At 52.9% G+C, this 14369-nt stretch carries 13 protein-coding genes; 10 read left to right on the forward strand and 3 right to left on the reverse strand.

The features are described from left to right. The first annotated feature begins 113 nt into the window (after positions 1-113). Positions 114-431, forward strand: a complete 318-nt coding sequence (locus tag TH468_RS13030) for a hypothetical protein (RefSeq protein WP_085644779.1) — start codon at positions 114-116, stop codon at positions 429-431. A 241-nt stretch (positions 432-672) separates the two neighbouring features. Then, entirely contained in the window at positions 673-3363 is a 2691-nt protein-coding gene (locus TH468_RS13035; protein ID WP_085644781.1) for a bifunctional acetate--CoA ligase family protein/GNAT family N-acetyltransferase, read from the forward strand. A gap of 83 nt (positions 3364-3446) precedes the next feature. Here TH468_RS13035 and TH468_RS13040 read toward each other — a convergent pair whose 3' ends face one another. Together TH468_RS13040 and TH468_RS13045 are read right to left on the reverse strand one after the other, a co-directional pair. Then, on the reverse strand, positions 3447-3884 hold the full coding sequence (locus TH468_RS13040; protein WP_085644783.1) for a MerR family DNA-binding transcriptional regulator: 438 nt from the start codon (positions 3882-3884) through the stop codon (positions 3447-3449). 127 nt (positions 3885-4011) lie between these two features. Next, the gene (locus TH468_RS13045) at positions 4012-5514 is read right to left on the reverse strand and encodes a hypothetical protein (protein WP_085644785.1); all 1503 of its coding nucleotides are present in this window, start codon (positions 5512-5514) and stop codon (positions 4012-4014) included. 108 nt (positions 5515-5622) lie between these two features. Here TH468_RS13045 and TH468_RS13050 point away from each other — a divergent pair, with 108 nt between their 5' ends. From TH468_RS13050 to TH468_RS13085, 8 genes are all read left to right on the forward strand, one after another. Continuing rightward, on the forward strand, positions 5623-6066 hold the full coding sequence (locus TH468_RS13050; protein ID WP_139834713.1) for a hypothetical protein: 444 nt from the start codon (positions 5623-5625) through the stop codon (positions 6064-6066). A 115-nt stretch (positions 6067-6181) separates the two neighbouring features. Continuing rightward, on the forward strand, positions 6182-8755 hold the full coding sequence (gene secD / locus TH468_RS13055) for a protein translocase subunit SecD (RefSeq protein WP_085644789.1): 2574 nt from the start codon (positions 6182-6184) through the stop codon (positions 8753-8755). 166 nt (positions 8756-8921) lie between these two features. Beyond that, complete coding sequence (locus TH468_RS13060; RefSeq protein ID WP_085644791.1) at positions 8922-9707, forward strand: DUF4198 domain-containing protein; 786 nt, start codon at positions 8922-8924, stop codon at positions 9705-9707. Between the two features lie 206 nt (positions 9708-9913). Then, positions 9914-10537, forward strand: a complete 624-nt coding sequence (gene cbiM, locus TH468_RS13065; protein ID WP_085644793.1) for a cobalt transporter CbiM — start codon at positions 9914-9916, stop codon at positions 10535-10537. A 3-nt stretch (positions 10538-10540) separates the two neighbouring features. Beyond that, entirely contained in the window at positions 10541-11209 is a 669-nt protein-coding gene (locus TH468_RS13070; protein ID WP_085644795.1) for a hypothetical protein, read from the forward strand. Next, positions 11206-11982, forward strand: coding sequence for a cobalt ECF transporter T component CbiQ (cbiQ, locus tag TH468_RS13075; protein ID WP_085644797.1), 777 nt, complete (start codon positions 11206-11208; stop codon positions 11980-11982). Before TH468_RS13070 ends, cbiQ begins: the two co-directional genes overlap by 4 nt. Continuing rightward, complete coding sequence (locus TH468_RS13080) at positions 11964-12623, forward strand: energy-coupling factor ABC transporter ATP-binding protein (RefSeq protein ID WP_085644799.1); 660 nt, start codon at positions 11964-11966, stop codon at positions 12621-12623. The genes cbiQ and TH468_RS13080 overlap by 19 nt, the downstream gene beginning before the upstream one ends. A 59-nt stretch (positions 12624-12682) precedes the next feature. Continuing rightward, positions 12683-13225: a DUF924 family protein gene (locus TH468_RS13085; protein WP_085644801.1), complete on the forward strand. Its 543-nt coding sequence runs from the start codon at positions 12683-12685 to the stop codon at positions 13223-13225. Between the two features lie 67 nt (positions 13226-13292). On the opposite strand, the gene TH468_RS13090 is transcribed toward TH468_RS13085, so the two are convergent. Continuing rightward, a complete protein-coding gene (locus TH468_RS13090; RefSeq protein WP_085644803.1) occupies positions 13293-14357 on the reverse strand; it encodes a glycosyl transferase family protein in 1065 nt (354 codons plus the stop codon). Between the last annotated feature and the right edge of the window lie 12 nt (positions 14358-14369).

Raw genomic sequence — 14369 nt, forward strand, 5'->3', positions numbered from 1 at the left:
GTCGCAGGTTCGAGTCCTGCTGCCGGAGCCAATTAAAAAGGGACCGAACAACTTGTTCGGTCCCTTTTTCTTTTGATATTGCTTTATCCGCCCCAAAACCGGACCTATCGACCATGAAAACAGCCAAAATCGAATTGAAACAAGTGAAACTTGGCACGCTTGCCGGTGCGACTGAGGGCTGGATGATTGTCGGCGAAGATAATGTCATTCATGGCCTTGTGCACCGGATCGATGGTGATCTGTTTACAATTTCCTCGACGACCGATGAACGTATCCAGGCATTTGGCTGGTGCCCGATGTTTGACAGCCTCGCCCATGTTCAAAATGATCTGGAAATAGCGCTGGCCATGCAAAGTGCCAGCGAAGTTGAGGAATGGATTGAACAGTCCGAGCGTTTCGATGACGAAAGTCATCATGGGCATCTGCATTAAGTAAAGCCGATTAAATAAACTTGCCAATCAGCGGATGTTTGCATGACATATGACGGTTGTGCGAAACCGTTATGCCCACAATGCTTTATTGATCCACAGCAAAACAATATACTCTTTGACGAAATATGATCTCGCATCTGCGAAAGCGGATTTTGACAGGTGGCCGGAACCAATATGACGGCCACTCAATTGCCACAGGCCGCGTCATCGCGTGCCCCATGGAAAAAGCGGGAATTCGGTCATGAGCACGATCAATCTGGACCATCTTTTCAAACCAAAATCGGTCGCAGTCATCGGCGCATCCAATCGGTCCCATTCCGTTGGACAGGTGATCATGCGCAATCTGCTGGCAGGCGGTTTTGACGGACCGATCATGCCGGTTAATCCGCACAGCCAGTCAATTGGCGGTGTTCTAGCCTACCCTGATGTTGAAAACCTGCCGGTTGTTCCCGAACTTGCCGTTATTTGCGTTCCTCCCAAAGCCGTTGTGCCAACCATGGAATGCCTTGCCGCCAAAGGCTGCATGGCCGCCATTGTGCTGACCGCGGGTCTTGGTGCCGAACAATATGATGATAACCGCAGTGTCAAACAGGCGATGCTTGAAATTGCCGCTAGCCATAAAATGCGGCTGCTGGGTCCAAACTGTCTTGGCCTGATGGTGCCGGGTATCGGACTCAATGCCAGTTTCAGTCATCAAAGCATCGGCAGTGGCAAAATCGCATTTGTGTCGCAGTCGGGCGCGCTTTGCACCGCTGTTCTCGACTGGGCGGCCGCACGCGGCATCGGATTTTCTCACTTTATATCGTTAGGCGAATGTGACGATGTCGATTTCGGCGACGTGATCGATTATCTGGGATCGGATCCGAATACGCGTGCGATCATGCTTTATATCGAATCCATTCAGGAACGCCGCGGTTTCATTTCCGCGGCACGCGCCGCATCGCGCAACAAGCCGATCCTTTGCATCAAGTCTGGCCGCTTTGCCGAGGGTGCCGCTGCAGCTGCATCGCATACTGGTGCACTGGCCGGAGCCGATGACGTGTTTGATGCCGCCATCAAACGTGCTGGCGTTCTGCGCGTTTATACAGTTTCGGAAATGTTCTCCGCCGCAGAAACCTTGTCGCGTATGCGCCCGTTCCGGGGTGACAAACTTGGCATTATTACCAATGGGGGCGGTATTGGCGTTTTGGCTGTTGATGCCCTGATTGAACGCCAAGGCCATCTTGCCAAGCTTGAAGACAGCACGATCGAGGCGCTTAACGGTGTCTTGCCATCGACCTGGTCACATGCAAACCCGATCGACATTATCGGCGATGCCCCGGGCGAACGATATGCAAAGTCGATTGATGCGGTCCTGAAAGATCCCAATATCGACAGCCTTCTGGTCATGCATGCCCCAACCGCAATCACCGATCCGGTGGAAGTTGCCCAAGGCGTGATTGATGCGATCAAGGACAGCCGCAAAAACATCCTGACCAACTGGGTTGGCGAGGCAACCGTCGCCAAGGCGCGCAATCTGTTTTATGCCGCCGGGATTCCGACATATCGCACCCCGGAAAATGCCGTTGCCGCCTTCCAGCATATGGTGAATTACCGCAAATTGCAGGAAGTCCTCATGGAAACGCCGCCATCAGTTCCGCAGGACTTCACGCCGGAAACCGATAAGGCACGCCAGATCATCCATACGGCCATTCATTCGGGGCGCGATATGTTGACCGAGCCAGAGGCAAAAGCCGTTCTGGAATGCTATGGCATCAATACGGTCAAAACCGTAGCCGCAGAATCGGTTGATGACGCCATCGAAACGGCGGATGCCATCGGTTATCCGATCGCGCTCAAAATTCTCTCGGATGATATCAGCCACAAGTCCGACGTTGGCGGTGTGGTTCTGAATATCGACAGTGACGAAGAGCTCCGAGCTGCTGGCAACAAGATGCTGCGGACCGTCAAACAGAAATTCCCAAATGCGCGGGTACGAGGCTTTACCGTTCAGGAAATGATCAAACGTGCCGGTGCACGTGAATTGATCGTTGGCATGACCACCGATCCGATTTTTGGCCCGGTGATCCTGTTTGGTCATGGCGGGGTCGAAGTTGAAGTGGTCCGTGACCGGGCCATGGCGCTACCACCGCTGAATATGAAGCTGGCGCGCGAGCTTGTGGAAGGAACGCGTATCTATAATCTGCTGCGCGGTTATCGCGATGTGCCGCCGGTCAACCTCGAACAGCTTTACGTCACGCTGGTGCGGCTATCACAGTTGGTTGTGCATCTTGGCGAGGTGCTTGAACTCGACATGAACCCGCTTCTGATTGATCAGACCGGGGTGATAGCACTGGACGCAAGGATCAAGGTGACACCAAAAGTGGTTAGCGATGATCAACGTCTGGCAATTCATCCCTATCCGCGTCACCTGAAACAGGAACTGATCCTTGAAGACGGGACAAAATACCTTCTGCGTCCGATCAAGCCAGAAGACGAGCCGAAGCACTATGAATTCATGTCCAAACTGACACCGGAAGACATTCATTTCCGGTTCTTTGGCTCGGTCCGTGAATTGCCGCATTCGGAAATGGCGCGCCAGACACAACTTGATTACGATAGGGATATGGCATTCCTTGCCATCGTGCCAGAGGGGCCAGAAGCAGGTGATATCCATGGCATTGTTCAGGTCGTAATCGATCCGAACAACGAGCATGCCGAATATGCGATCATGGTTCGCTCAGACATCAAAGGGCGCGGGCTTGGCCGCATATTAATGGAAAAGATGATCGAATTCTGCCGCCAGAAAGGGACAGAAACCTTTATCGGACAGGTTCTACCAGATAACCGCCGTATGCTGACACTTTGCGAAAAACTGGGCTTCTCGCGCAAATATCTTGCCGATGAGGAAGTGTTTGAAGTCACCCTGCCCTTGCAACGCGATGTCGCCTGATATCGGGTTGATAAATCAGGAAAAAAGCCCGGTCGCATTGAATTGGCCGGGTTTTCATTTTGCCATCAGACGACATCCAAAAATTACGCGGTTTCAGGCGCCAGTTTGGCTTTGATGTGTGCCAATGCCTTTTCTGGGTCGATCCCCTTTTCGCGCAAGGCGTCGGCAGCTTCGCTTTCGATTTTGCGAAGTTCGCCCAAGGTTGTCTGAACGTCTTCAAGCTGCTGTTCCAGTTCGGAAATGCGACGACGTCCGACCAGCATCAGATGCGCCAGTTGATCTGCCCCCGACCGTTCAGCGTCATAAAGATCAATATATTCCTTGATGTCTTCAAGCGAAAAACCAAGACGTTTGCCACGCAGCACCAGCATAAGGCGCGCGCGATCACGATAGTTATATACACGTGTCGCACCGGCCCGTTGGGGTGATAGCAGGCTTTTGGTTTCATAAAATCGGATAGCGCGCGGCGTGATGTCGAACTCTTCGGCAAGCTCGGTAATGCTGTACAGCTTATCGTTCATGGTTTTTCTTATTGAATGAATGCAATGGTGCAACATCGCAACATTGGGACTTACAAGTCAATATATTTACGCTTACGTCACTTCGCTGCAAGCCATTCCCAAGATTACGACAACGTCGCCAATCCCCCTAGCCCCCTGCATTCGAGTTACTTTCGTTCGTCTTGGTACGAATAAATGCCAAATCAACCGGCACATAGTCCGGACCGCTAAAAAGCTTTTTGCCGGTCAAGGCCCCCGGCCAGCTTTGGGGATCGGATTTCCAGACGGTGCCATCGGGCATTGGGACTTCAAGCGGATCACAGAAACCCTCGGCATATTCGGACACCAATTCCAGGTCACCACAAATACCCGCCTTGAATATCGGCCCAGCTGCCGGCCGTGGATTGCTCAGCACACCGGGCCAGGCATCAAATATTGCGGGATAAGTCGCGTGATTGCACACATCACCGGAAAACCGCACACCGCGATCTTCATCCCTGCCAAGATCAAGTTCGCCAGTAGGACCAAACAATGTCTGATCAAGCGGCATCAGGTTGATGGGCAAAGTCGCCGGATTGGCATACCCAATGGCATTACGCCGGTTTTGCCAGATCCTGGTTGCGCCCTTTTTGACGTATTTCTGACGCAGGAAGAAGCTGTTGTGAAAGCATTCAAAAGGCATGCTTGGCTGCGCATGACTTGACTTGCCGAATTTGAAAACGGCACCACCGTTGTTTTCATCACCCTCCGGCCCCGGGCGGCTATCAAACCAGCCGCGATTGCCGAAATAATACCAGTACCCGCCAGCCAGATTATCCTGCGAGAAAAGCTTATGACAGTTATAGAACTGGTTATAGGCCACCCACCAGCCCACGGCAGTTGCTTCGGGTTCAATCGGATTGTCGCGCACGAAACTGAATCGGTTATCAATGATGCGGACGTTGCGGTTAAAACTGCCGATCGGCTTTTGCAGATTGGTCGCCGATACATCCATTCGAACGGCGTTATAGCAGTGGCGCACATCGTTTCCACGGATTACGATATCGCCCGCAATGTCATCCGCCCCAAAAAATGCACCGTTCAGGTATCGATATGGTGCTTCCTTGCCCGGTGTAATTTCGCCGTCATGGATCATCGCCCAGTCAAGGTACCGCCAGATCACATCATCCTGAATCCAGTCGCAATTTTCGATGATGATGCGTGATGTGTGCTCGCCTGTCGCATAAAAGGCATATGTTCCACCACGGATTTGCATGTTTTTGAATATCAGCTCACTGCTGTCGCGGATATAGACAGCACTCGGCCATGCGCGTTCGATACGGATATTATCAAGACGAATATGGCACTTTCCGACAATGCGAAATGCCGCATATTTGGCACATCCGGGATCGGTTGCCGAAACTTCGGGATCAGGCGGACGGCGACCGTCAAGAATGGCACCATATTCACCGCGAATAATGATCGGCTGATCTTCAAGGCCGCTGATTGGGATATCGACCGGCTCAGGCAGAAAGTAATTCCCCGGCATCAAACGGATCAGATCCCCGGGGGCACAATTGGCAACCGCATTATGAAGCGTTGCGGTTTCCCGCCAAGCAGAATCGACCCAATGACGCCCGCCATCCGGCGTGACATAAACCATCCTGAGCATTTCATGTTCCCCTTGTTACCCCGATGCCCGATTAGATTTTATTGCTGGGCTTGTGTTTTATCAGACGTCACGCCATATCTGTCGCTGTTTCACTGCTGCCGGACCAATATGAACCAACCACCAAGCCAAGCCGCAAAGGCAATAGATCATCGTGATCGTAGTCAATCCCTACCGGGTTTGTTGCGCCATGCTGCATTTTGCCTGATTGCTTGCGCGCTTATCCTGTTTGGTGGCGGCACATCCGTTACTGACACGCCAATTTCCGACGGGTCGACTTTCCCCTATCCATTTAATACCGTCAATCATGATAGCGGCCCGTCGCAGGCGGTCCTTCCGGTGGCACCGGTTCGTGCGACTGCCGGTCCCCGCCAAACCCCGGACGATTTACCAGGCCATAAGCCAACCTTCCCCGATGATGTCGTTATTGTACCGTCGGTCACACAGCATACAGCTGCCCAACGGGCAAAATCCATCTTTGTGGCACGTGCGGTCGCCACTCATGGCGCTGAAATTCTTCCATTTTCCCCGCGCGCTCCGCCCTTTCGGGTCTGATTTCTCCTACTCATAATCGCGGCACGATATGCGCCGTGTTTCCAGAAATATCAGATGACAGCATAACCGGGTATCAGGTTGGCCCGGTCTGACTGCTGTGCGGAGTTTATTTTTCATGCGTACATCAAGATGGCGCGTGGTTGTCTATAGCCTTGTCCTTCTGACAGGTTTTCTGACAGCCCTGCCAAACCTTTTCACCCCGGCTCAGCTTGCAGACTGGCCCTCATTTTTACCAACACGCCAGATTGCCCTTGGCCTTGATCTGCGCGGTGGATCGCACCTTGTGCTTGAAATCGATACTGCGGCAATGATCGCCGAACGCCTTGAAATAACACGCGATGATGTCACAAACGCCCTTCGCAAAGCCAATGTCGACACCAACAGCATTCAGATCAGTAATGGTCAGGTGATTGTAACCCTGCCTGACGCCAAGGATCACGACGCTGCCCTTGAAACCTTAAAAGACCTTACCAATGCGCAGGTTGATACACCGCGACACGGATCGACAGCGGAATTTGTCATTACCGCGCCATCCGATAACAGCATCCATATCGCACTTAGCGAACAGGGCATTCGCAACCGGGTCGACGCCAGCGCCCAGCAAAGCCTTGAGATCATTCGAAGCCGTATCGACCAGATCGGCGTATCGGAACCAACGATCCAGCGGATTGGCAGTGATCGTGTTATGGTTCAGTTGCCCGGCATTCCGGACCCGTCACAGGTCCGAAAACTTCTGGGCAGCACTGCAAAGCTTGGCTTCTATATGCTCGCAGATCGCAGCGGGACCGATAAACGCGATAGCAGTGTACGAACACTGCAGGACAAGGAGGGTCAAAGCTATCGCTTGCATCGTACTCCAGCCCTTTCGGGCGACCATCTGACAGATGCCCATGCCGGATTTGATCCGCAAAGCCATCAACCAGTTGTCAATTTCCGGTTTGATACGGCCGGTGCGGCAAAGTTCGCCGATATCACACGTGCCAATGTTGGAAAACCCTTTGCCATTGTTCTGGACAACGAAGTCCTTAGCGCACCAGTCATCCGGGAAGCGATAACCGGTGGTTCAGGTCAGATCAGCGGCAGCTTTACGGTTGGTGAAACGGTAACACTTTCTGCACTTCTTCGTGCCGGGTCCCTGCCCGCACCAATGACCGTGATCGAAGAACGGACCGTCGGCCCCGACCTTGGTGCAGATGCCATCGAAATGGGCCTTTATACCGGCTTGATCGGTTTGGCTCTGGTAACCGGACTGATGTTTTTGCTTTATGGCCGCTGGGGGCTTATCGCCAATCTGGCATTGGGGCTTAACGTCATACTGACATTTGGTGCGCTTGGTCTTATGGGGGCAACGTTGACCCTGCCCGGTATTGCAGGGATTGTTTTGGGGATCGGGCTTGCAGTTGATGCCAACGTTCTGATCAACGAACGTATCAGGGAAGAAACCAAAAGGGGCCTTTCGGCCTTCATGGCGCTCGATTCCGGGTTCAAGCGTGCTTATGCCACGATTGTTGATTCCAACATAACAACCCTCATCGCAACCGCCCTTTTGTTTGAGTTCGGGTCCGGCCCGGTGCGTGGTTTTGCCATCACCATGGGTCTTGGCATCGTGATTTCGATGTTTACCGCGGTTGCCGTGGTTCGGGTCATCATGACCGAAATCGTCTGGCGCACCCGTATGAAAAAGCTCGTCATTGAACCGCTTTGGCGTTTCATGCCCGAAAAAACCAGCATTTCTTTCATGCGGGCACGTTTTCTCGGCATCGGAATGTCGCTTTTGCTGTCTGCTATTTCAATCGGATTGTTCTTCAAACCCGGTCTTGATTACGGGGTTGATTTCAAGGGCGGCATTCAGGTTGAAGTTGTCAGTGGCAGTGCGAATGACGGTAACAGCCCGCTTGACCTTGGAGCCTTTCGGCAGGAACTTTCGACATTGGGGCTTGGCGATGTCAGCCTTCAGGATATCGGCAAGGATGGCCATATCCTGATCCGGGTTGAACGTCAGCCGGGCGGCGAACAGGCACAGACAGCAGCCGTCGAGACAGTTAAGAAAGCCGTGCAATCAATTGATCCGGCAGCAGATTTTGAACGCACAGAAGTCGTTGGTCCCAAAGTCAGCGGTGAATTGGCCCAATCTGGTGTCAGCGCTGTTATCTTCGCAAGCCTCGCGATGCTGGGCTATATCTGGTGGCGGTTTGAATGGCCATTTGCCGTTGGCGCGATTGTGACATTGATCCTTGATGTGACCAAGACCATCGGCTTTTTCGCGATTATGGGGCTCGACTTCAACCTGACGGCCATTGCAGCCCTGCTCACCCTGATCGGCTATTCGATCAATGATAAGGTGGTGGTTTATGACCGGATGCGCGAAAACCTGAGGCTTTATCGAAAAATGCCGATGCGCGAAATCATCGACATGTCGATCAACCAGTCGCTTGCCCGGTGCCTTTTCACATCTCTGACAACCCTTTTTGCGATGGTGCCAATGGCGATCTGGGGCGGGTCTGCCGTTGAAAGTTTTGCCGTTCCGATGGTGTTCGGCGTTGTGATTGCCACGACATCGTCGATCTATATCGCGGCACCAATCCTGCTGTTCCTCGACACATGGCGACAAAAACAACGCCAGAAGCATGCGCGACTGGCATCAGAAACCGACATTGATGACAATCCCCTGATAAAGGCATCCAGTTAACAAGACCATATGACCATATCGAAACCGGCTTTCATCGCCGGTTTCGATAAACCCCAGATAATCATACGTTTTAAAATATTTTATGAAACATCTTGTTTCAATGGATTGACCCGGAAAATCGGTCAGCATAGGGTACGGCATCATTCCAGTTTCACAGGACAGAAAGATGTCGATTCCTTTCCGGTTTATCGTGACCGCGGGCTTTTCATTTGGGTTGCTGATCAGTGCCCAGCATGCTGCACAGGCCCACTTCCAGAAGATGATCCCGTCAACCAACGTGGTCACCCAGGAAACCGGTCGCGATATCGAGGTTGACCTGACCTTTACCCACCCAATGACCAATGGCCCGGCTATGGAAATGGCCCGCCCGGTTCAATTTGGCATCCATACCAAAGGCAATAAAACCGATCTTGGCGACAGTCTGGTGGCAAAGACGGTCGATGGCAAAGCTGCGTTTGACGCAACAATCAGCATTGATCGTCCGGGCGGATATGCGCTTTATGTCGAACCGGTTCCCTATTTCGAACCATCCGAGGGTAAATACATCATCCAGTACACCAAAACGATCATTGATGCGTTTGGTGCGGGCGAAGAATGGGATCAGATGGTCGGCTTCCCGGTCGAGATAGAGCCCCTGACGCGCCCCTATGGCATCTGGACCGGCAATGTCTTTAGCGGGATCGTCCGACACAATGGTGAACCGGTACCGTTTGCCGAGGTCGAGGTTGAATATGCCAATGACGGCAGTATCACGCTGCCGAATGACAGTTTTTCTACACAGGTCATCAAAGCTGACGGCAATGGTGTTTTCACCTATGCCATGCCACGTGATGGTTGGTGGGCGTTTGCCGCCTTGGTCGAAGATGGCACGATGACGGCCCCAGGATCGGATGATCAGGTCCCAGTCGAACGCGGCGGTGTTATCTGGGTCAAAACCGACCCAATGGACTGACGTTCGAGCAACACGTCAGGCCTGTCATACTTATTTGTAAAAAATATGAAACCTGCTTGACTTCGCGACTGCGAAATCGCTACGCTTTTCAGGCAGGTTTCATCGCCTGTCTGCCCCACCGGAATAAAATCAATGCGCCGTTCCATCCGTTTTCAGACCTGCCTGTAAGCTGGTGGATTGCAAATGCACTTTACAGGGATTAGACCATGCACATCGTCGACGGAGCCCTATCGAGTGAAGTCGTTGTCACTGGCGCGGTTCTGGCTGTCGCCGGCATCGGTTACGGGCTTCGCAAAATCGATATTGATGCGATGCCCCGCGTGGCAATGATGAGTGCCGTCTTCTTCGTTGCCTCCCTGCTCCATGTTCCCGTCGGGCCAAGCAGTGCGCATCTGATCGTCAATGGCTTGGCAGGTTTGATGCTGGGCTGGGCTGTTTTCCCGGCAATATTCATCGGACTGTTATTGCAGGCCGTTTTCTTTGGTTTCGGCGGTATCACCGTTCTGGGTGTAAATACAATCAACATCGCCCTGCCTGCGGTTTTGATGTGGTGGCTGGTTTCACCATTTCTGGCACGTGCGGAAGGTAAATCGATCTTGCTGGCAGGTTTTGTCGCCGGGTCCGGTGCCATTGCCCTTTCAAGCATAATGGTTGGCCTGTCACTTGCAGCCAGCGGGCAGGAATTTGTTCCGACGGCAAAGCTTGTCGTCATGAGCCACATCCCGGTCATGGTGGTTGAAGGTATCCTGACCGCAGCAGCCGTTCATCTCGTCAAAAAAGTCCGTCCGGTCATGCTGGCACCCGCCGGTTCGCTTCGAAGTGTTGGCTGATCGATGCCCCGATTTCCCGCTTTATATGCAATTGCTGTTCTAATCGGCACGCTGTTCATATTCGTCAATGCCCAGGCACACAGCCTGCATGTTTTTGCGATGGGAAACGGCGACGTCATCGACGGCTATGCCTATTTCGGAGGTGGTGCCCGGCCGCATGATGCGGAAATCCAGCTTCTCGATGATACAGGTCGCGTTATTTTTGCCGGAAAGACCGATGATCAGGGTGAATTCAAACTTCGCGTCAGTCACCGGCAAGATTATGTCATCGAAGCCAATTCCGGTGATGGCCATATCGCCAGCTTTAAAATCAATGGTGATGAGCTTTCCGTTCAATTGCCGTCAGGTAGCGAAGACATCAATATTTATGTCAGCCAGATTGACACGGCGTCATCTTTCCAAAGCGGCCCCCCCCCCTCCTCATCGACAACCGTTGCCACGGCCACTTCTGACGCGATGGTCACCCTTTCGCGGGACGAGTTGGACAACCTGATTGATGCGGCTGTATCCCGTCATGTTCGACCCTTGCGAGAACAGCTGGTTGCCTATGAGGACAAAGTCCGATTTTCCGATCTTCTGGGTGGGATTGGTGTCATCATTGGAATATTCGGGGCCTTTGCATGGTTCAGGGCCGGACAATCACGCCCCGATCAGCAGAATGAAAAAACATGATCGGGGCGACAAATGTCCTTGTACCATTACGATCCAATTCAGTTCTGTCACGGATTGATCCGCGCTGTCGTTTGCTGGCAGCTCTCGCGCTGATCGTAACAGCCGTCAGTTTTTCAAGCTGGCAACCATTGGCAATGCTGGTTCTGGTCGCTGCGATCATTACCGGCTTTGCCAAGCCAGACTGGTCCAGAACACTTAAAATGGTTTTGACCATGGATGGCTTCATCTTTGTGATGCTGATCATGTTGCCCTTTACCGTGTCCGGTGATGTGATATTCACCCTTTGGGGTTTTGACGCCAGCTATCAGGGACTGTTTCAGGCCGTGTTGATCGCGCTTAAGGCAAATGCTGCGATCCTTGTTCTGATTGCACTGGTGGGCGGAATGGATGCAATCCTTCTGGGGCGGGGTTTGCAGGGGATATACGTTCCGGCAAAGCTGGTGACGCTTTTCATGTTTACCATTCGCTATATCGATCTTTTGCGGCGAGAATATCTGCGCCTGCGTGTTGCCATGCGGGCACGCGCCTTTGTCGCGCGCAACAATCGTCATAGCTGGCGCAGTTTTGGATATTTGCTGGGGATGCTGCTGGTGCGTGGCCATGATCGTTCGGAACGCATTCTTTGGGCTATGAAATGTCGTGCCTATCACGGTCATATGCATTTTGGCTCCCTGCCCCGATTAAGCACTCAGGATTATCTGTTTGCGACGGCGGTCATTCTTTTCATCGGTACTTTGATCGGGCTGGAGGTCGCATGTCCGGCGCTGATCTGATCACAGCCAAAAACCTGCATTTCACCTTTTCCAGCGGGCGCAAGGTATTGAATGGTGTCAACCTGTCCCTGCGCACTGGTGAAAGACTGGCACTGCTGGGCGCAAATGGTGCCGGTAAAAGCAGCCTTTTGCATTGTTTGATGGGGTTAGCCCCCGCCAGTAGCGGTGAAATCACCATTCTTGGATCCAGATGTGAAACAGAAGCAGAATTCCGCGCCATTCGTGGTCGGGTCGGATTACTGTTTCAGGATTCCGATGATCAGCTTTTCTGCCCGACGGTTCTTGAAGACGTGATGTTTGGCTCGCTCAACCTTGGTCAATCACGCGAAGATGCGCGAAAAATTGCCTTGCAAACGCTGTCGGATCTGGGTCTGGACGGATTTGAAAACCGGATCACCTATCAGCTTTCCGGTGGTGAAAAGCGACTGGTGGCGCTTGCGACCGTGCTAGCGATGTCGCCCGAAATTCTGCTGCTTGACGAACCAACCAACGGGCTTGATGCCGATGTCGAAAAACGTCTGATCGAAATTCTGCGGTCCCTGCCGCAGGCAATGCTGATCATTTCACATGATCGGCTGTTTCTTGATCAGGTCGCGACGCGTTCAGTCCGCCTTCAGGACGGCGTCATATCCCAAGCCTGACTTGCTGGCGCCTGCATGCTCGCCTATGCTGCGCCAACATCAAAAAACGGGAAGCCCTCATGAAACCTGAATCCATCCTCGTTTTCTGGTTCAAGGAACTAGAACCCAAACAATGGTTTGAAAAAGATATCACGCTTGATCGTCATATCACTGAACGCTTTGCCGATTTTCATGCTGCCGCGGCAGCCGGGGAGCTATATGGCTGGCGAAAAACCGCACATGGCCGACTAGCAGAAATCATCATTCTGGATCAGTTTTCACGCAATATCTATCGCGACAAATCCGGTGCGTTTGCCTGCGATACGATGGCACTTGTTCTGGCCCAGGAAGCCGTTGCCCAGGGGTTTGACATGAAATTAACCAAACCCGCCGAAAAATGCTTTCTCTATATGCCTTATATGCATTCGGAGTCAGAAGCGAGCCACGAAGTTGCACTAAAGCTGTTTGACCAGCCGGGTCTGGAAAACAATCACGACTATGAAATCAGGCACAAACAGATCATTGATCGTTTTGGGCGTTACCCCCATCGCAATGCCATCCTTGGCCGGGAATCCACTCCCGAAGAAACAGCGTTCCTGAAGGAACCGAATTCTTCGTTCTGAACATCAAAAAGGGGATGGCGTCGACCATCCCTTTTGTGTTTTGATTTTCACCTGCAGGCCGTCACGGTTACCCGATCTTGCGATCGCGCTTCTCCCACCAGCCTTCGACCAATGCCTCAGCCTCGTCCATGTAGTCGGCTTTACCGGCTAGGAACGCGCCCATTGCTGCACTGCCTTTGATGCGCGCGATGGCAGCACTGTCTTCGACCTCGCCACGCCAGACGGCCAGAAAATGCTGCAAGGTCACCGGGCTGTTATCTTCGTCGTCCTTCTCGGTCCGTGCCAGAAGAGCGGGCCAGCGAACATCGCTAAGCTCGCCATTATCAAGCATACGCAGATCAACATGCTTAAACGGTGTACGTTCCGCCTCGCCGCCACCGCCCTTGATTACACCAATACGCGGCAATTCCAGAAGCTTGCCGGTTTCCCGGTGGACATCAAGAAACGCCGGATGGAATACACCAAGAAACGCCGCACGTGCCTGTAACGGATTAAGCAGACGCAGCAGAGTATTGACCGGACTGCGAAGGCCCAGCAACGGTCGCAAACCAATCAATTCCTGAAGTTTCGGGTGAATATGGCGCAACGGCAAATAGGCAAAGCCCTTGGATGCGATATCGGAACGTGCTTCATCTGCAGACATTGCCAGCGGCAGCTTCAGGGCCTTGACTGCGGACTCAGTCCCGACGCCGTTGGTCAGATGCGAGTTATAACCATGCATCAGAACCGGTATGCCATTGCGCGACAGCAACATCGCCGACAGCACGAACCACGGCAAGCCACGCGAACGCCCTGCTGCATAGGATGGCCAATCCAGCATTGGATGGCATTTTTCCGGAACCAGGCTTTCGTCATCAAGTTCAAGACGGGCAGCCTTGCGCACGGCTTCGATCATGCCAGCCAGTTCATCGGGCGTTTCCGCCCGATAACGCAGCATCAAAAGAAACGCGCCCAACTGGATCGGCTCAACCTCGTCACGCAGGATCATTGAAAAGGCGTCAAATGCCTCTTCACGCGTCAGGCTGCGTGAACGCCCCGGCCCACGGAAAAAGGTCCGCAGATATCCGGAAAACGGATGAGATTCCGGCAGATGATTGTCATCTTCAAGCTGCTCGAGATGATCGTCGGTCATACGATCGCACCT

This window comes from Thalassospira sp. MCCC 1A03138 (genome assembly GCF_002115785.1).
Lineage (GTDB): Bacteria > Pseudomonadota > Alphaproteobacteria > Rhodospirillales > Thalassospiraceae > Thalassospira.

Excerpts from the sequence above, each read along its gene's own strand:
- TH468_RS13080 (WP_085644799.1), top strand. The coding sequence starts at position 11,964 with ATGTCCGGCGCTGATCTGATCACAGCCAAAAACCTGCATTTCACCTTT.
- TH468_RS13050 (WP_139834713.1), top strand. The coding sequence starts at position 5,623 with ATGAACCAACCACCAAGCCAAGCCGCAAAGGCAATAGATCATCGTGAT.
- TH468_RS13045 (WP_085644785.1), bottom strand. The coding sequence starts at position 5,514 with ATGCTCAGGATGGTTTATGTCACGCCGGATGGCGGGCGTCATTGGGTC.
- TH468_RS13070 (WP_085644795.1), top strand. The coding sequence starts at position 10,541 with ATGCCCCGATTTCCCGCTTTATATGCAATTGCTGTTCTAATCGGCACG.
- TH468_RS13085 (WP_085644801.1), top strand. The coding sequence starts at position 12,683 with ATGAAACCTGAATCCATCCTCGTTTTCTGGTTCAAGGAACTAGAACCC.
- TH468_RS13035 (WP_085644781.1), top strand. The coding sequence starts at position 673 with ATGAGCACGATCAATCTGGACCATCTTTTCAAACCAAAATCGGTCGCA.
- secD (WP_085644789.1), top strand. The coding sequence starts at position 6,182 with ATGCGTACATCAAGATGGCGCGTGGTTGTCTATAGCCTTGTCCTTCTG.
- TH468_RS13090 (WP_085644803.1), bottom strand. The coding sequence starts at position 14,357 with ATGACCGACGATCATCTCGAGCAGCTTGAAGATGACAATCATCTGCCG.
- cbiM (WP_085644793.1), top strand. The coding sequence starts at position 9,914 with ATGCACATCGTCGACGGAGCCCTATCGAGTGAAGTCGTTGTCACTGGC.
- TH468_RS13040 (WP_085644783.1), bottom strand. The coding sequence starts at position 3,884 with ATGAACGATAAGCTGTACAGCATTACCGAGCTTGCCGAAGAGTTCGAC.
- TH468_RS13060 (WP_085644791.1), top strand. The coding sequence starts at position 8,922 with ATGTCGATTCCTTTCCGGTTTATCGTGACCGCGGGCTTTTCATTTGGG.
- cbiQ (WP_085644797.1), top strand. The coding sequence starts at position 11,206 with ATGATCGGGGCGACAAATGTCCTTGTACCATTACGATCCAATTCAGTT.
- TH468_RS13030 (WP_085644779.1), top strand. The coding sequence starts at position 114 with ATGAAAACAGCCAAAATCGAATTGAAACAAGTGAAACTTGGCACGCTT.